The sequence below is a fragment of the Pseudomonas sp. Y5-11 genome (genome assembly GCF_022368695.1).
Taxonomy (GTDB): Bacteria; Pseudomonadota; Gammaproteobacteria; order Pseudomonadales; family Pseudomonadaceae; genus Aquipseudomonas; species Aquipseudomonas parakoreensis.
Window position 1 is genome coordinate 25579 of sequence record NZ_CP058974.1, and the last position, 16530, is coordinate 42108.

Consider the following 16530-nt stretch of genomic DNA (forward strand, 5'->3'; position numbering starts at 1 on the left):
TTGAATCTCAAGGAGTTTTCCGTTTCGACTGCGCCGGAAGTGGGGCGAATTATAGGCTTCTAAAATTCGCCGTCAACCCTTATTTCAAACTTTATTCCGATTTCAGCGTGATGCGCGCAAACGCCTTCTTGCCGGCCTGACAGACGTGAGTCGCACCCAGTACATATATAAAGGAGCGATCAACCACCTCACCATCGACACGCACACCACCGGAAGCCAACAGATCGCGCGCCGCCGCCGAGTTCTTCACCAAGCCCGCCTTATTAAGGACGGCCGCAATTGGCATATCTTCAGCGGAGGCCAGCTCAATCTCCGGCAGATCATCCGGCAACTCACCATCCTTCATACGATTACCCGCAGCCCGATGAGCATTGGCCGCAGCCTCCTCACCGTGGAAACGCGCAACAATCTCTTCCGCCAGCTTGATCTTGATATCGCGCGGATTGGCCCCCGCCTCAACATCCGCACGGAAGGCATCGATCTCATCCATCGAACGGAAGCTGAGCAGCTCAAAGTAACGCCACATCAGCGCATCCGGAATCGAAACAAGCTTGCCGTACATCACACCTGGCGCTTCCTGAATACCGACGTAATTGCCCAACGACTTGGACATCTTCTTCACGCCATCCAGGCCCTCGAGCAACGGCATGGTCAGAATGCACTGAGCTTCCTGACCATAACCACGCTGCAGCTCTCGCCCCATCAGCAAGTTGAACTTCTGATCGGTACCGCCCAGCTCGACATCCGCGCGCAGAGCAACCGAGTCATAACCCTGAACCAGCGGATAGAGGAACTCATGAATAGCGATCGGCTGATTGGTGGTGTAACGCTTGTCGAAGTCATCACGCTCTAGCATGCGCGCGACGGTGTATTGCGAAGTCAGACGAATGAAGTCCGCCGGCCCCATCTGATCCATCCAGGTGGAGTTGAATGCGACTTCGGTTTTCGCCGGATCAAGAATCTTGAACACTTGAGTCTTGTACGTTTCGGCGTTTTCCAGAACCTGCTCGCGAGTCAAAGGAGGACGAGTCGCACTCTTGCCGCTTGGATCACCGATCATTCCAGTGAAGTCACCAATGAGGAAAATCACCTGATGCCCCAATTCCTGAAACTGGCGCAGCTTATTAATAAGCACGGTGTGACCCAAGTGCAGATCCGGGGCGGTTGGATCGAAACCAGCCTTGATACGCAGCGGCTGGCCGCGCTTGAGCTTCTCGATCAGCTCGGACTCGACCAATAGTTCTTCCGCACCACGTTTAATCAGCGCTAGCTGCTCTTCAACCGACTTCATAACAGACCCGCAAGGCTCAGATTCAAAGGGAACCAACCATACAAGATCGTGCACCAATTACAAGTTTTGCCCGGCGCACGGACACCAATCTGCAGACAGGGTGTCTGTAGACTTGCTTCGGGGATGATTTGGTTATATTTTATACAGTTATTTCATCTTCATCATGTCATTCATCTTTTCCAATTCATCTTTTTTCAAAGTCAAAAATACTTATGACCACTGAACCGTCTAAAGCGCCACCGCTTTACCCGAAGACCCACCTGCTCGCCGCAAGTGGAATCGCCGCCCTTCTCAGCCTGGCGCTCCTGGTATTCCCTTCCAGTGATGTTGAAGCCAAAAAGACGACCCTGAGCCTTGAACTGGAAAGTCCTGCTGAACAACTGACACAAGATCAAGACGCTGCTGACGCAGTTCAAGCCACAAATGAGCCAGTAGCCTCACCTTTCGCCCAGATCGAAAACAGCACCGAAGACACTCCGCAAGCCGCTGAAGCCGCACCTGCGCCCGCTCCGGTTGCCGAAAAGCCAAAAGCTCCAGGACACCGCGAAGTCGTTGTCTCCAAAGGCGATACGCTCTCTACATTGTTCGAGAAAGTCGGTCTGCCAGCCGCCGCCGTGCATGAAGTCCTGGCGAGCGACAAGCAAGCCAAACAATTCAGCCAGCTCAAGCACGGCCAGAAGCTTGAGTTCGAACTGAACCCGCAAGGCCAACTGACCAGCCTGCACAGCAAAGTCAGCGACGTTGAAACCATCACCCTGACCAAGACCGACAAGGGCTATGCATTCAGCCGCGTCACCGCAAAACCGACTGTTCGCACGGCTTACGTGCACGGCGTGATCAATAGTTCCCTGTCACAATCCGCTGCCCGCGCAGGCCTGTCACACAGTCTGACCATGGACATGGCCAGCGTATTTGGCTACGACGTCGACTTCGCTCAGGACATCCGTCAGGGCGACGAATTCGACGTGATCTACGAGCAGAAAGTGGTTAACGGCAAAGCCGTCGGTAATGGCCCGATTCTGTCGGCGCGCTTCACCAACCGCGGCAAGACTTACACCGCCGTGCGTTACACCAACAAGCAAGGCAACAGCAGCTATTACACCGCTGATGGCAACAGCATGCGCAAAGCGTTCATCCGTACCCCGGTGGACTTCGCCCGCATCAGCTCCAAATTCTCCATGGGCCGCAAACACCCGATCCTCAACAAGATCCGCGCCCACAAAGGTGTCGATTACGCAGCCCCGCGCGGTACGCCGATCAAGGCGGCCGGTGACGGTAAAGTGCTGCTGGCCGGCCGCCGCGGCGGATACGGCAATACGGTGATCATTCAACATGGCAACACCTACCGTACGCTCTATGGCCACATGCAGGGTTTCGCCAAGGGCGTGAAGACCGGCGGTAACGTCAAGCAGGGTCAGGTGATCGGTTATATCGGGACTACCGGCCTGTCCACCGGCCCGCACTTGCACTATGAGTTCCAGGTCAACGGTGTTCACGTTGACCCATTGGGCCAGAAGCTGCCAATGGCGGATCCGATCGCCAAGTCCGAACGCGCACGTTTCCTTGCGCAGAGCCAGCCGCTGATGGCGCGCATGGATCAAGAGAAGGCCACCATGCTGGCTTCGAGCAAGCGCTAAGCCATGGCGCTTTATATAGGCGTGATGTCCGGCACCAGTCTCGACGGGCTGGACATCGCCCTGATCGAGCAAACCTCGGCGATCAAACTGATCGCCACGCACTACATCCCCATGCCTGAATCCCTGCGCGCCGAGCTGCTTGGCTTGTGCGCCAGCGGCCCCGACGAGATCGCACGCTCGGCGATCGCTCAACAGCACTGGGTGAAACTCGCCGCGCAGGGCATCCATACCCTCCTCGATCAGCAGCAGCTCAAGCCCGACGCCATTCGTGCAATCGGCAGCCACGGCCAGACCATTCGCCATGAGCCCGCTCGCGGCTTCACCGTACAGATCGGCAATCCTGCGCTACTCACGGAGCTGACCGGTATCACCGTGGTCAGCGACTTCCGCAGCCGCGACGTGGCTGCCGGCGGCCAAGGCGCGCCGCTGGTGCCAGCCTTCCATGAAGCTTTGTTCGAAGAGCGTAGCGGTAACCGTGCAGTCTTGAATGTCGGCGGTTTCAGCAATCTGAGCCTGATAGAGCCGACGCGGCCTGTAGCCGGTTTCGACTGCGGCCCCGGAAATGTGCTGATGGATGCCTGGATTCATCAGCAACGCGGTGAGAATTATGATCGCGCCGGTCAGTGGGCAGCCAGCGGTACGGTAGAGCCCGCCTTGCTGTCAGCGCTGCTCAGCGACCCGTTCTTTGTCACAAAGGGCCCGAAGAGCACCGGCCGCGAAGTGTTCAACCTGCCGTGGCTGCAACAACACCTATCCAGACTGCCGACCTTTGCTGCTGAAAACGTCCAGGCAACATTGCTGGAACTGACGGCACTGACCATCGTCGAGTCGCTGCAAAGCGCTCAAGCCGATACCCGGGAAATGCTGGTCTGCGGCGGCGGCGCTCATAACGCCACGCTGATGAAGCGTCTCGCCGATCTGCTGCCGAACGCTATCGTCGCCAGCACCGCGACTCACGGTGTCGATCCGGACTGGGTCGAGGCCATGGCCTTCGCCTGGCTTGCTCATTGCTGCCTCGAAGGCATTGCCGCCAACCGCCCGAGCGTCACTGGCGCCAGAGGCCTGCGGGTACTCGGCGCCATCTACCCCAACTGAGCAAAACGCCGGCAACAAAAAACGCCGCAGAACCGTAAGGCTCTGCGGCGTTTTGTTGCGTGCAGCGAGGCGCGATCAGATCGAGAACGAAGAGCCGCAACCACAAGTAGTGGTGGCGTTCGGGTTCTTGATCACGAAGCGCGAACCTTCCAGACCTTCCTGGTAATCCACTTCGGCACCCGCCAGATACTGGAAGCTCATCGGATCCACCACCAGGCTCACGCCTTCGCGCTCGACGATGGTGTCGTCCTCGGCCACATCTTCATCGAAGGTGAAGCCGTACTGAAACCCTGAACAACCGCCGCCCGTAACGAATACGCGCAGCTTCAAGCGATCATTCCCCTCTTCATCGACCAGGCTCTTCACCTTGTGCGCAGCACCTTGAGTGAATTGCAAAGCCGTGGGGGTGAAGGATTCGACGCTCATGCTGACTATCTCCCGGCGTTACGCCGCCATAATGCGTGATGACGCGCATTATCCGCTTGTCCTAGAAAATCGGTCAACTATTGTTACGGTATATCAATAAACCCGAACAGTTGCCCAGAATGCAAAAAGGCCCGGTTGACGGGCCTTTTTGCTGTGTTGACGAACGTGTTACGGCAGCATACCGGCGTGGGACAGGCCGAAACGCTCATCCAGCCCGAACAGGATGTTCATGTTCTGCACCGCCTGACCCGACGCGCCTTTGACCAGGTTGTCGATCACCGACAGCACCACCACCAGATCGCCATCCTGCGGGCGGTGCACGGCGATGCGGCAGACGTTGGCACCGCGCACGCTGCGGGTTTCCGGATGGCTGCCGGCCGGCATCACATCGACGAACGGCTCGTTGGCGTAACGCTTTTCGAACAGAGCCTGGAGATCCACCGAACGATCCACCACGGTCGCGTAGAGCGTGGAGTGAATACCACGGATCATCGGCGTCAGGTGCGGAACGAAGGTCAGACCGACATCCTTGCCCGCCGCACGACGCAGACCCTGGCGAATTTCCGGCAGATGACGGTGACCTTTGACCGCATAAGCCTTCATGCTTTCCGACGTCTCGGAGTACAGCGAGCCTACAGATGCGCCGCGACCGGCACCGCTGACACCTGATTTGCAGTCGGCGATCAGCCGCGAAGTGTCAGCCAGACCCGCTTCAAGCAGCGGCAGGAAACCCAACTGCGTAGCGGTTGGGTAGCAACCCGGCACAGCGATCAGACGCGCTTTTTTGATCTGCTCGCGATTGACTTCCGGCAGGCCGTAGACCGCCTCGTCCAGCAACTCGGGCGCGCCGTGTGGCTGGCCGTACCATTTGGCCCATTCTTCAGCGTCCTGCAAACGGAAGTCCGCGGACAGGTCGATGACCTTGGTGCCCGCCGCCAACAGTTCACCGGCCAACGCATGAGCAACGCCGTGCGGGGTGGCGAAGAACACCACATCACATGCGCCCAGGGTTTTGATGTCCGGCACGCTGAACGCCAGGCCGTTGTAGTGACCGCGCAGGTTCGGGTACATGTCAGCCACGGCCAGACCGGCCTCGGATCGGGAAGTGATCACCACCACTTCTGCCTGCGGATGCTGTGCCAACAGACGCAGCAGTTCGACACCGGTGTAACCCGTGCCGCCGACGATACCGACCTTGACCATAAACCTGCCCTCAACGAACCCACTGGAAAGCCGTCGATAATAGGGGCCGCGCGGCCCTGCGACAACCATCAAGGTGACGTGCGGACGCTCAAGCCTCTACTATCCCGGCTACCGTGAACCTGGGAATAACCAAAATGCTCTATCTATGGATCAAAGCGCTTCATATTGTCAGCGTCGTCTGCTGGTTTGCCGGGCTGTTCTACTTGCCACGGCTGTTCGTTTATCACGCACAAAGTGAAGACACGATCAGCAAGGAACGCTTCAGCCTCATGGAACGCAAGCTGTATCGCGGCATCATGGGCCCGGCGATGATCGCCACGTTGATCTTCGGCGGCTGGCTGATCTACCTCAATCCGGGCATTTTCAGCATGGGCGGCTGGATTCACGCCAAGCTGACCCTGGTGGTCCTGCTGATCGGCTACCACCACATGTGCGGCGCGCAGGTAAAACGCTTCGCCCGTGGCGAGAACACCCGCAGCCATGTCTTTTATCGCTGGTTCAATGAAGTGCCGGTTCTGATATTGCTGGCTATCGTAATTCTGGTCGTGGTCAAGCCGTTCTAATTTCATAACAGACATCACACCTCGGGGGATTTCCAATGTCGCTGCCCGCTCTGCTCGAACAACGTCTGCGCTTGCCGGTAGTGGCGGCGCCGATGTTCCTGATCTCCAACCCGGAGCTGGTGCTCGCCTGCTGCCGTAACGGCGTGGTCGGCAGCTTCCCGGCGCTGAACCAGCGTGAAAGCAGCGGTTTCAAGGCCTGGCTGGAGGAGATTGAAGCGGGCCTGGCGACACTGGACAACCCGGCGCCGTATGCCGTGAATCTGATCGTGCACAACAGCAATCCGCGCTTGCAGGCGGATCTGAACATCTGCGTCGAGCACAAGGTGCCGATTGTCATCACCAGCCTCGGTGCGGTGAAGGAACTGGTCGATGCCGTGCACAGCTACGGCGGTCTGGTGTTCCACGACGTGACCACGCGCCGGCATGCCGAGAAAGCCGCTGAAGCCGGCGTCGACGGTTTGATCGCGGTTGCGGCGGGTGCCGGTGGCCATGCCGGCACCTGGAGCCCGTTTGCGCTGATCGCCGAGATCCGCGAGTTCTTCGATAAAACCCTGCTGCTTGCCGGATGTCTGAACCACGGCCACGAGATTTTGGCTGCACAACTGCTTGGCGCGGATCTGGCCTACTTCGGCACGCGATTTATCGGCACCACCGAAAGTCATGCACCTGATGCCTACAAGGACATGCTGCTGACGGCCAAAGCGGCGGACATCATTCATACGCCTGCGGTCTCTGGCGTACCGGCGAGCTTCATGCGCCAAAGCCTGGAAGCTGCCGGTTTCGACATGGCCGCGCTGCAAGGCAAAGGCGAGGTCAATTTCGGTGACAAGCTCAAGCCGATCAACGACGAAGCCAAGGCCTGGAAAACCGTGTGGTCGGCCGGCCAAGGCGTAGGCCAGATTGACGACCTGCCGAGCGTGGATCAGTTGATCGCCCGGCTCGACGCGGAATATCGTCAGGCGCTGGAGCGTGCGGCGCAGTTGCCGAAGCGTTGGCCACGCTGAGAAAAATCAGGCCAGTCTTAGAGTGACTGGCCTTACACTTGCTGACCCTCAATTAATTCGCGACAAGGATGCCTCGGCCATGAGCGAACCTCGTTACAAGATCGTTTTCGCCGGAGCTCTACAGCCCGGTGTCGATCTCACCACCGCCAAGCTCAATCTGGCGACCCTGTTCAAAAGCGATGTCGCCGCCATAGAGCGCCTGTTCAATGGCAGCACCGTGGCCCTCAAACGCGACCTGACCTACAGCGATGCGCAAACCTATCTGCAAGCACTGAACAAGACCGGGATCGATGCACGGATCGAAAGCGAAACGACGATTGAACTGAGTCTGTCGGACGTGCATGAGCAACCGGCGACCTTCAACGAACCCGCATCACCCTATGCGCCCCCTCAGGCCAACGTCGGCGAAAACCTGCCAGCCTTCGCCACCCTCAAGCCCTTCAGCGTCGAGGGCCGGATCGGTCGCCTGCGCTTTCTGGCCTGGACCATGGTCCTGAGCCTGGTGACTCTGCCGATCGTGGCGATATTCGCGTTTATCGGGCTCGGACTGGTCAGTGGCGACTCCACCACCGGCCTGATCATCGGCGGGCTATTCGCGTTCTTCCTGTTCCTCGGTTTCATCATTGTCAGCATTCTGTTCAGCGTGCAGCGCCTGCACGACATCGGCTGGTCCGGCTGGCTCTGGCTGCTGAATCTGGTGCCGTTCGTGGGCAGCTTCTTCCCGCTGGTGATCATGGTCGTGCCGGGCAACACCGGGGCCAACCGCTACGGCCCGCCGCCACCGCCCAACAGCACCGCGGTCAAAGTGCTGTGCTCGTTGTGGATCGTGTTCTTCGCCCTGGTATTTGCCGGCGGCATGCTCGGCGGTATCTCGGCGATTCAGCAGGAATACGAAAGCAACCTTGAGAGCAGCTATGAAAGCGGCTCGGTCACCACCGATGAAGTCGAGGTCGAGACTGTACCTGCGAATTCCGTGGACGATGCAGCCGAAGCGCCCCCGGCCCCTGTAGACTCTGCGAAAGAATGAACAACGCTCCCCGCCGTGACACCTGCGTCGCTGGCGCGGGGCTGTTGCGATGGAGAAATGCATGACCCGTTACGCTCTGATCACTGGCGCCTCCAGCGGCATCGGCCTGGCCATGGCCGAAGCGCTGGCCCGACGCGGCCGCAGCCTGATTCTGGTGGCTCGCCAGCGTGATCAGCTGGAAAGTATCGCGATCGAACTGACCCAGCGCTTTGGCGTGGAAGTGTTGTTCCGCGCCTGCGATCTGGGCGAGCCATTGCGCCTGTCCGGCTTCCTGCTGGAGCTGGAAGAAGGCGACCGGCAGATCGATCTGTTGGTCAATTGCGCCGGTATCGGCACCTGCGGCCCATTCCTCGCCCAGGACTGGATGACCGAGCAGGACCTGATCGAAGTCAACATCCTCGCCCTCACCCGTCTGTGCCATGCCATCGGCAACAGCATGGCGCTGCAGGGCGGCGGGCAGATCCTCAACGTCGCCTCAGTGGCGGCGTTCAATCCCGGTCCGTGGATGAGCACTTACTACGCCAGCAAGGCTTACGTTCTGCACTTCTCCGAGGCGCTGCGGGTTGAACTGAAACAGAGCGCGGTCAAGGTTTCGGTGCTCTGCCCCGGCCCGACACGCACCGCTTTCTTCCGCACCGCTCAGCTCAACAGCGACAAACTCAAGGACAGCAAACTGCTGATGAGCCCCGAGGAAGTCGCGCTGTACACCGTGCGTGCGCTGGAGAAAAACCGCGCAATCATTATCCCGGGACGACGCAACCGCTGGCTGGCGTTCCTGCCGCGCCTCGGCTCGCGCTGGCTCAATCGCACCCTCGTCGGCATGGTCAACAAGGCTTACTGCCCGCGCTGAACTGTCCTACGGCAAATCACTGGGCGCGGTCATTTCCCATGAGTACACTCAGGCCAGCCCCCACAACGGAGAAAACAGCAGTGGATACTCTGTTCACCAAGATCATCAACCGGGAAATCCCGGCCCAGATCATTTACGAGGACGACCAGGTTCTGGCGTTCCACGACATCGCCCCTCAGGCACCGGTGCACTTTCTGGTGATCCCGAAGAAACCGGTGCGCACCCTCAACGACCTGACCGAAGACGACAAGGCACTGGCCGGACACATCCTGTTCACCGCCCAGCGTCTGGCGCTGGAACTGGGCTGCGAGGAAGGCTTCCGGGTGGTGATGAACTGCAATGAAAAAGGTGGGCAGACCGTCTATCACATTCATATGCATGTACTCGGTCAGCGCCAGATGAATTGGCCGCCGGGCTGATACCAGCAAACCTGTGCAGGAGCTGCCGAAGGCTGCGATCTTTTGATCTTGATCCTGAAAAAACAAGATCAAAAGATCGCAGCCTTCGGCAGCTCCTGCATAAAGCAAAAAGCACATCCAGTGTGACTGATGACCCAGCGCAAACCTTCCCCGGCCGATTCGGTTAAACTGGCGGTCGAGATTTTTCCCGGAGGTCAGCATGACTACCCAACGTCACTACTCGCCGATTGACCGTCTTCTGCTGCAAGCCGATGCCGCGATGCGTACCCTGCTGCCCTTCAGTGGTCAGCCGTACCGTCCGTCTCCAGCCATTGTGCAGCCGGAAGTGCAGATGAGCGATGAAGACACCCGCCACGTCGCCGGCCTGATGCGCATCAACCACACCGGTGAAGTGTGCGCCCAAGCGTTGTACCAAGGTCAGGCGCTGACCGCCAAGTTGCCGCAGGTGCGTGCTGCCATGGAACACGCCGCCGAAGAGGAAATTGATCATCTGGTGTGGTGCGAACAGCGCATTCATCAACTGGGTAGCCATACCAGTGTGCTCAATCCACTGTTCTATGGAATGTCGTTCGGCATCGGCGCTGTGGCCGGTCTGATCAGCGACAAGGTCAGCCTTGGTTTCGTCGCGGCCACCGAGCATCAGGTGTGCAAGCACTTGAACGAGCACCTGGAGCAATTGCCGGCCGAGGACGAGAAGTCCCGGGCAATTCTGGAACAGATGCGCATTGATGAACAACATCATGCGGAGAGTGCACTGGATGCGGGTGGTTTCCGTTTTCCGGCGCCGGTGAAGTTCGGGATGAGTCTGTTGGCGAAGGTGATGACCAAGAGTACTTATCGGATCTGAGATCGGTATTGCTGCTGAGGGCCCCTTCGCGAGCAGGCTCGCTCCCACAGGGCTCTGTTTCGGTAATAAAAAAGGCGACTACCGCAAAGTAGTCGCCTTTTTTGTGCCCGGGAATCTTACGCCGGCATGTTGCGCGCGTAGAAGATTTCCAGCATTTCGTGTTTCACACGTTCAGTTACCTGTGCCCGCTGTTCAGCGGACAGGTTGCTGGTGGCGTCGCCGAACAGGTAGTTATCCAGCTCGAAGTTCTTCAGCAGCATTTTGGTGTGGAACAGGTTTTCCTGGTACACGTTCACGTCGGTCATCTGGTACGCGTCGCGGGTGTCTTCGGAAAGGTAGTTCTGGATCGAGTTGATCTCGTGGTCGATGAAGTGCTTGTTGCCTTCAACGTCACGGGTGAAACCGCGCACACGGTAATCCACAGTCACGATGTCCGAATCGAACTGGTGAATGAGGAAGTTGAGCGCTTTAAGCGGTGAAATGACACCACAGGTCGACACGTCGATGTCCACACGGAACGTCGCAATACCGGCGTCCGGATGGATTTCCGGATAGGTATGCACCGTGATGTGGCTCTTGTCGAGGTGGGCAAGGATGATTTCGGGCAATGGACCCGGGGACTCTTCGATCTGGCTGTCAGTCGGGGTCACCGGCTCTTCCGAGATCAGAATCGTGACGCTGGCACCCTGAGGCTCATAGTTCTGACTCGCGATGTTCAGAATGTTGGCACCAATGATTTCGACAACTTCCGTGAGGATCTGCGTCAGGCGTTCGGCGTTGTACTCTTGATTGATGTACTCGACGTAAGCCTGCTGGTCTTGCGGGGTTTCCGCGTAGCAGATGTCATAGATGTTGAAGCTCAAGGTCTTTGTCAGGTTGTTGAACCCGTGGAGCTTGAGTTTGCTTTTCACCGTTAAAAACTCTCTATGTATGCGGCGCAGCCGCGTGATCAAGCATGCCCGTCAAGTGCGAACAACGCACCTGCGTAGGACGGTTAACACCTCTTCGCGATGGCGATTTTGGTTATCTGTTCAGGCGGATGATCCGTCGGCTGACCGATCACTGCCCTGAAAAAAGTGGCGCATTATGCAGACGTCAGCGAGGGATCGCCAGAGTCTGCACTGCTTTTATGATAGTTGAATGTCGGTTCAACCGAGTTCGACGATTTCATAATCGTGAGTGATCGCCACGCCGGCCGCGCCGAGCATGATCGAGGCCGAGCAATACTTCTCGGCAGACAGTTCGATGGCGCGTTTGACCTGGGCTTCTTTCAGGCCCCGGCCCTTGACCACGAAGTGCATGTGGATCTTGGTGAACACCTTCGGGTCTTCGGTCGCGCGCTCGGCGTCAAGGAACGCTTCGCAGCTTTCAACCGCCTGACGCGACTTCTTCAGGATGCTCACCACGTCGAAGTTGCTGCAACCACCCACGCCCAGCAGAAGCATTTCCATCGGGCGAACACCCAGGTTACGACCACCGGCGTCGGGCGGACCGTCCATCACCACGACATGACCGCTACCGGATTCGCCGAGGAACATGGCTTCGCCAGCCCATTGGATGCGTGCCTTCATCGCCAAGACTCCACTGTAGAAAAAAGGGTCGCCAGCTTAGCACAGGCCTTTGCTCTGACAGCGCCCGGCGTTCCTGGGAAAGATGCCTAAGCTGCGTAGGTAATTTCTCGAATTTTCGACGAAGTGTCTGGTAAGCTGGCGCCAATTCGCTGGCGCCAATTGTCAGCCTGTGTAGCGACCGCCTTCAGCGCCTCATATAAAAATCAAACATCACCGTGCAGTCTTTTCGGGATACAACCATGGTTGCTATTACCCCCACACCCAAAATCAAAAACCTCGACAAACTGTTGATGCATTGCCAACGCCGTCGCCATGCGGCCAAAAGCAACATCATCTGCGCCGGCGATCGCTCGGACACGCTGTACTTCATCATCAAGGGTTCGGTCACGATCCTGATTGAAGATGACGACGGCCGCGAAATGATCATTGCCTACCTCAACGCCGGGGATTTCTTTGGCGAACTGGGTTTGTTCGAACAAGCGGGTCAGGAACAACAACGCAGCGCCTGGGTGCGGGCCAAGGTTGAATGTGAAATCGCCGAAATCAGCTATGTGAAGTTCCGCGAACTGTCACAGCAGGATCCCGACATTCTTTACGTCCTCAGCGGACAAATCGCACAACGTCTGCGCAATACCACGCGCAAGGTCGGCGACCTGGCGTTCTTCGACGTTACCGGTCGCGTTGCCCGTTGCCTGCTGGAGTTGTGCAAACAGCCTGACGCAATGACCCACCCGGACGGCATGCAGATCAAGGTGACCCGTCAGGAAATCGGGCGAATTGTCGGTTGTTCGCGGGAAATGGTCGGCCGCGTGCTCAAGGATCTTGAGGAACGCAACCTGGTCGATGTGAAAGGCAAGACCATGGTGGTCTTCGGCACCCGCTAAGCGCGCAAGCTCAGGCGCTGTAGACCTGCGCCAGCATCCGTCGAAACAGCTCATCCAGACGCGCCAAAGCATTTGGCGCGACGAACTTCTCATGCAGGGCAATGTGGCTTTCAGCCCGCACTCGCTGCTCCAGACCGCAAGCCTCGTTGAAGCGATTGACCGCCGCGACCATCGATTCGCGCTCGTTATCGATCAACATCGCCCCGTGCACCAACCCCACCGGACGCTGACCGCCCTGACTCTGGCGCCAGCGTTGAGCAGTGCCGACCATCTTGCGGCCGTCGAGATTGACGTTGAAGCGGCCGTCACAGAACGCACCGTCGATTTCGCCCAACGACGATGTGCCGCCCAACTCATCCAGCAACTCACAGATTGGATCGCACAGACGCCGATAGCCAGTTTCGATGCGATTCAGATCGCCCTCGCTGCGGGGCGGAGCGTAGACCAGTGCGATGTTGATGGTTGAGGAGGACTGCGGGACGGGTTCACCGCCGGTTTCCCGCAGCAATACTGGCCAACCAGCAGTGGCGGAGACTTCGCAGGCGTGATCAAAACCGGGCAGACGATTAAGGCGGCGCGGCATGACCAGGGCGTTATCGCTGGGTTGCCAGAACAGCAGGCCGAATTCGGCGTCGCCGGCGCAGACGGAAGCGAGCAAGTCTTGTTCGGCTTGCAGGCCGGCCTCGATGGTCAGGAAGGTGGGCAGCGACATGGAGGGCTCCGGCAGATCTGGAATCTTTAGGGATTTTGAGGGCCTCTTCGCGAGCAGGCTCGCTCCCACAGGGGAAATGCATTCCAATGTGGGAGCGAGCCTGCTCGCGAATGAGGTCGACTCGATCAGTCGAGGGTCGAACCACTGACCGGTACGCCGCGTTCCGGGAAGAACAGGCGTTGCAGTTCGGTGCCCGGGCTTTCCGCGCGCATGAACGCTTCGCCCACCAGAAAGGCATACACATCGCTGATTTCCATCAGCTCGACATCGGCACGGTTGAGGATGCCACTCTCGGTGATCACCAATCGGTCGCGCGGAATGCGCGGCAACAGGTCGAGGGTGGTTTCCAGGCTGACGTCGAACGTGTGCAGGTTGCGGTTATTGACCCCGACCAGTGGCGTGTCGAGGGTTTTCAGTGCGCGCTCCAGCTCATCGCCGTCGTGCACTTCCACCAGCACATCGAGACCGACACCTTTGGCCACCGAGGCCAGCTCGGCCATTTTTACGTCGTCCAGTGCGGAGACGATCAACAGTACGCAGTCGGCGCCCAGCGCGCGAGCTTCGACGATCTGGTACGGATCGATCATGAAGTCTTTGCGGATCACCGGCAATTTGCACGCGGCGCGGGCCTGTTGCAGGTAGATATCAGCGCCCTGGAAGTAGTCGATATCGGTCAGCACCGAAAGACAGGTCGCCCCGCCCTTCTCGTAGCTCTTGGCGATATCGGCAGGCACGAAGTTCTCGCGTATCACGCCTTTGCTCGGCGAAGCCTTCTTGATTTCGGCGATCACCGCCGGTTGCTTCTTCTTGGCCTGCGCCAGCAATGCCTGGGCAAAACCGCGGGGTGCATCGGCCGCCTTGGCCAGACTTTCCAGCTCACTCAGGCTGACGCGAGCGCTACGCTCGGCGACTTCCTGGACTTTGCGCGCCAGAATGTTTTCCAGAACCGTCGGTACACTCATCCCTCATTCTCCACTTTGAATACCGCGGTAAAGGCACCCAACTCCTCGAGTTTTTCCCGAGCAAGACCGGTGTGCAGGGCGTCGTGCGCGAGCGCCACGCCTTCGTTGAGACTGGTCGCCAGGTCGGCGGCATACAGCGCCGCACCGGCATTGAGCACGATCATTTCAGCAGCTTTCTGGCCACTTTCGGTTTTGCGCTTGCCCAACGCATCACGGATCAATGCCAGCGATGCCTCCGGACCTTCGACCGAGAGACCGTGCAGGCTCTGGCTCTTCATGCCGAGATCTTCCGGCTCGACCCAATACTCTGTGATCTCGTTGTTTTTCAGCTCAGCGACGAAGGTCGGCGCGGCAAGGCTGAACTCGTCCAGGCCATCCTTCGAATGCACCACCAGCACGTGCTTGCTGCCAAGCCGCTGCAAGACTTCGGCCAATGGCCGGCACAGCGCTGGAGTGAACACGCCCACCACCTGATGTTTCACACCGGCCGGATTCGTAAGCGGGCCGAGCATGTTGAACAGCGTACGCAGGCCAAGATCGCGGCGTGGGCCGGCGGCGTACTTCATCGCTTTGTGGTGAGTCTGGGCAAACATGAAACCGATGCCGACGTTGTCGATGCAACGGGCAACCTGCACCGGGGTCAGGTTCAGATAGATACCGGCCGCCTCCAGCAAGTCGGCGCTGCCGCTCTTGCCCGACACCGCACGGTTACCGTGCTTGGCCACGGTACAACCGGCTGCCGCGACAACGAACGCCGAAGCCGTCGATACGTTGAAGATGTTCGCACCGTCACCGCCGGTGCCGACTACATCGACCACGCCGTCGAGGGTCTTGAGTTCGACCTGGTCGGCCAGCTCACGCATCACCGACACGGCGCCGACGATTTCATCGATGCTCTCGCTCTTCATGCGCATGGCCATCATGAATGCGCCGATCTGTGCGTCGGTGCATTGCCCGGTCATGATTTCGCGCATCACGTCGCGCATTTCTTCGGTACTGAGGTCGAGGTGTTCGACGATACGGCTCAGGGCTGTCTTGATATTCATGGGAGTCCTTAGCGCGTGCCGCCGGTTTGTTTGAGGAAGTTGGCAAACAGTTCATGACCCTGCTCGGTGAGGATCGACTCGGGGTGGAACTGTACGCCCTCAATGTTCAGGGTCTTGTGCCGCAGGCCCATGATTTCGTCGACCGAGCCGTCGTCGTGCCGGGTCCATGCGGTCAGTTCCAGGCACTCGGGCAAAGTATCGTGCTTGACGATCAGCGAGTGGTAGCGGGTAACCGTCAGCGGATGATTCAGACCGGCGAAAACGCCCTTGTCCTCGTGGAATACCGGACTAGTCTTACCGTGCATCACCTGACGGGCGCGCACCACGTCGCCGCCGAACGCTTGGCCAATCGATTGATGGCCGAGGCAGACGCCGAGGATTGGCAGTTTGCCGGCGAAGTATTTGATGGCTTCGATGGAGATGCCGGCTTCAGTCGGCGTGCACGGACCTGGCGAGACCACGATGCGCTCGGGGTTGAGCGCTTCGATTTCGGCGACAGTCAGTTCGTCGTTGCGCACCACTTTGACCTCGGCACCCAGCTCGCCGAGGTATTGCACAACGTTGTAAGTAAAGGAGTCGTAGTTGTCGATCATCAGCAACATGGCGTTTCGAACCTCTTGAATTCTGACTTGAAGACAGCCTTCAGATGACTTGCCCGCAGGGCGCTGCACGATGTCGGACGCACAGAGAGCGTCGGCACAGCGGCATTTCAAACGGGCGAGGAAGGCAAAGCGATACAGATCCGGCCGGGCCGGCAGAAAAGATTCAGGCGCGCCAACGCCAACGGGCGTGTGCCTTGATGACTTGATCCAGAAGTTTGCTGACGATCAACACGGGGAAGGTCTCGTTCATACGTTCCGGCACAGTAACTTAGCTGGGCAGAGCGTGCAATATGGCGGGGCTGACGGGGGACAAAACTATGGGAGGCTTCGCGACCGATGGCAAAACGCCGGGAGTTTTTGGTACTGTCGTTTCGTTCACCTACAACAATAA

Annotated in this window: 18 protein-coding genes; 9 read left to right on the forward strand and 9 right to left on the reverse strand. The window is 58.6% G+C overall.

Annotated elements, in window-relative coordinates:
* Positions 1-91: 91 nt before the first annotated feature.
* A complete protein-coding gene (gene tyrS / locus HXW87_RS00080) occupies positions 92-1291 on the reverse strand; it encodes a tyrosine--tRNA ligase (protein WP_239778276.1) in 1200 nt (399 codons plus the stop codon).
* Positions 1292-1503: 212 nt separating this feature from the next.
* Between tyrS and HXW87_RS00085 the strand changes: the two genes are divergently transcribed.
* Positions 1504-2928 carry a peptidoglycan DD-metalloendopeptidase family protein gene (locus HXW87_RS00085; protein ID WP_239778277.1) on the forward strand — a complete coding sequence of 475 codons (1425 nt, stop codon included), beginning with the start codon at positions 1504-1506 and terminating at the stop codon, positions 2926-2928.
* A 3-nt stretch (positions 2929-2931) separates the two neighbouring features.
* Positions 2932-4023, forward strand: coding sequence for an anhydro-N-acetylmuramic acid kinase (locus HXW87_RS00090; RefSeq protein ID WP_239778278.1), 1092 nt, complete (start codon positions 2932-2934; stop codon positions 4021-4023).
* 75 nt (positions 4024-4098) lie between these two features.
* On the opposite strand, the gene erpA is transcribed toward HXW87_RS00090, so the two are convergent.
* Both erpA and argC read right to left on the reverse strand, forming a co-directional pair.
* On the reverse strand, positions 4099-4449 hold the full coding sequence (gene erpA / locus HXW87_RS00095; protein ID WP_003228776.1) for an iron-sulfur cluster insertion protein ErpA: 351 nt from the start codon (positions 4447-4449) through the stop codon (positions 4099-4101).
* 168 nt (positions 4450-4617) lie between these two features.
* Positions 4618-5652, reverse strand: coding sequence for an N-acetyl-gamma-glutamyl-phosphate reductase (gene argC, locus HXW87_RS00100; RefSeq protein ID WP_041070148.1), 1035 nt, complete (start codon positions 5650-5652; stop codon positions 4618-4620).
* A 134-nt stretch (positions 5653-5786) separates the two neighbouring features.
* On the opposite strand from argC, the gene hemJ reads away from it, so the two are divergent.
* From hemJ to coq7, 6 genes are all read left to right on the forward strand, one after another.
* Positions 5787-6215, forward strand: a complete 429-nt coding sequence (gene hemJ, locus HXW87_RS00105; protein WP_047296943.1) for a protoporphyrinogen oxidase HemJ — start codon at positions 5787-5789, stop codon at positions 6213-6215.
* Positions 6216-6250: 35 nt separating this feature from the next.
* The gene (locus HXW87_RS00110; protein ID WP_047296944.1) at positions 6251-7219 is read left to right on the forward strand and encodes a nitronate monooxygenase family protein; all 969 of its coding nucleotides are present in this window, start codon (positions 6251-6253) and stop codon (positions 7217-7219) included.
* 79 nt (positions 7220-7298) lie between these two features.
* Positions 7299-8246: a DUF805 domain-containing protein gene (locus HXW87_RS00115; protein WP_239778279.1), complete on the forward strand. Its 948-nt coding sequence runs from the start codon at positions 7299-7301 to the stop codon at positions 8244-8246.
* 61 nt (positions 8247-8307) lie between these two features.
* A complete protein-coding gene (locus tag HXW87_RS00120; protein ID WP_041070136.1) occupies positions 8308-9096 on the forward strand; it encodes an SDR family oxidoreductase in 789 nt (262 codons plus the stop codon).
* 80 nt (positions 9097-9176) lie between these two features.
* Positions 9177-9515 carry a histidine triad nucleotide-binding protein gene (locus HXW87_RS00125; RefSeq protein ID WP_182402700.1) on the forward strand — a complete coding sequence of 113 codons (339 nt, stop codon included), beginning with the start codon at positions 9177-9179 and terminating at the stop codon, positions 9513-9515.
* Between the two features lie 199 nt (positions 9516-9714).
* Positions 9715-10362 (forward strand): 2-polyprenyl-3-methyl-6-methoxy-1,4-benzoquinone monooxygenase, encoded by a 648-nt coding sequence (coq7, locus tag HXW87_RS00130; RefSeq protein ID WP_047296947.1) that lies wholly within the window; start codon positions 9715-9717, stop codon positions 10360-10362.
* Positions 10363-10478: 116 nt separating this feature from the next.
* Here the strand turns inward: coq7 and speD are convergent, their stop codons facing one another.
* A complete protein-coding gene (gene speD / locus HXW87_RS00135) occupies positions 10479-11273 on the reverse strand; it encodes an adenosylmethionine decarboxylase (RefSeq protein ID WP_047296949.1) in 795 nt (264 codons plus the stop codon).
* A gap of 237 nt (positions 11274-11510) precedes the next feature.
* On the reverse strand, positions 11511-11933 hold the full coding sequence (locus HXW87_RS00140; RefSeq protein ID WP_016772921.1) for an OsmC family protein: 423 nt from the start codon (positions 11931-11933) through the stop codon (positions 11511-11513).
* Between the two features lie 239 nt (positions 11934-12172).
* On the opposite strand from HXW87_RS00140, the gene crp reads away from it, so the two are divergent.
* Entirely contained in the window at positions 12173-12817 is a 645-nt protein-coding gene (gene crp, locus HXW87_RS00145) for a cAMP-activated global transcriptional regulator CRP (protein ID WP_007966430.1), read from the forward strand.
* A gap of 10 nt (positions 12818-12827) precedes the next feature.
* Here crp and HXW87_RS00150 read toward each other — a convergent pair whose 3' ends face one another.
* From HXW87_RS00150 to HXW87_RS00165, 4 genes are all read right to left on the reverse strand, one after another.
* Positions 12828-13529 carry a lipoate--protein ligase family protein gene (locus HXW87_RS00150; protein WP_047296955.1) on the reverse strand — a complete coding sequence of 234 codons (702 nt, stop codon included), beginning with the start codon at positions 13527-13529 and terminating at the stop codon, positions 12828-12830.
* A gap of 125 nt (positions 13530-13654) precedes the next feature.
* A complete protein-coding gene (gene trpC, locus HXW87_RS00155; protein WP_041070123.1) occupies positions 13655-14491 on the reverse strand; it encodes an indole-3-glycerol phosphate synthase TrpC in 837 nt (278 codons plus the stop codon).
* Entirely contained in the window at positions 14488-15537 is a 1050-nt protein-coding gene (trpD, locus tag HXW87_RS00160; RefSeq protein WP_239778280.1) for an anthranilate phosphoribosyltransferase, read from the reverse strand. Before trpD ends, trpC begins: the two co-directional genes overlap by 4 nt.
* 8 nt (positions 15538-15545) lie before the next feature.
* On the reverse strand, positions 15546-16139 hold the full coding sequence (locus HXW87_RS00165; RefSeq protein ID WP_198758988.1) for an aminodeoxychorismate/anthranilate synthase component II: 594 nt from the start codon (positions 16137-16139) through the stop codon (positions 15546-15548).
* Positions 16140-16530: the final 391 nt, after the last annotated feature.

Coding starts and splice junctions, on each gene's coding strand:
- HXW87_RS00110 (WP_047296944.1), top strand. CDS start 6,251: ATGTCGCTGCCCGCTCTGCTCGAACAACGTCTGCGCTTGCCGGTAGTG.
- HXW87_RS00120 (WP_041070136.1), top strand. CDS start 8,308: ATGACCCGTTACGCTCTGATCACTGGCGCCTCCAGCGGCATCGGCCTG.
- crp (WP_007966430.1), top strand. CDS start 12,173: ATGGTTGCTATTACCCCCACACCCAAAATCAAAAACCTCGACAAACTG.
- trpC (WP_041070123.1), bottom strand. CDS start 14,491: ATGAGTGTACCGACGGTTCTGGAAAACATTCTGGCGCGCAAAGTCCAG.
- tyrS (WP_239778276.1), bottom strand. CDS start 1,291: ATGAAGTCGGTTGAAGAGCAGCTAGCGCTGATTAAACGTGGTGCGGAA.
- trpD (WP_239778280.1), bottom strand. CDS start 15,537: ATGAATATCAAGACAGCCCTGAGCCGTATCGTCGAACACCTCGACCTC.
- erpA (WP_003228776.1), bottom strand. CDS start 4,449: ATGAGCGTCGAATCCTTCACCCCCACGGCTTTGCAATTCACTCAAGGT.
- HXW87_RS00150 (WP_047296955.1), bottom strand. CDS start 13,529: ATGTCGCTGCCCACCTTCCTGACCATCGAGGCCGGCCTGCAAGCCGAA.
- HXW87_RS00165 (WP_198758988.1), bottom strand. CDS start 16,139: ATGTTGCTGATGATCGACAACTACGACTCCTTTACTTACAACGTTGTG.
- HXW87_RS00085 (WP_239778277.1), top strand. CDS start 1,504: ATGACCACTGAACCGTCTAAAGCGCCACCGCTTTACCCGAAGACCCAC.
- HXW87_RS00140 (WP_016772921.1), bottom strand. CDS start 11,933: ATGAAGGCACGCATCCAATGGGCTGGCGAAGCCATGTTCCTCGGCGAA.
- argC (WP_041070148.1), bottom strand. CDS start 5,652: ATGGTCAAGGTCGGTATCGTCGGCGGCACGGGTTACACCGGTGTCGAA.
- HXW87_RS00090 (WP_239778278.1), top strand. CDS start 2,932: ATGGCGCTTTATATAGGCGTGATGTCCGGCACCAGTCTCGACGGGCTG.
- hemJ (WP_047296943.1), top strand. CDS start 5,787: ATGCTCTATCTATGGATCAAAGCGCTTCATATTGTCAGCGTCGTCTGC.
- coq7 (WP_047296947.1), top strand. CDS start 9,715: ATGACTACCCAACGTCACTACTCGCCGATTGACCGTCTTCTGCTGCAA.
- HXW87_RS00115 (WP_239778279.1), top strand. CDS start 7,299: ATGAGCGAACCTCGTTACAAGATCGTTTTCGCCGGAGCTCTACAGCCC.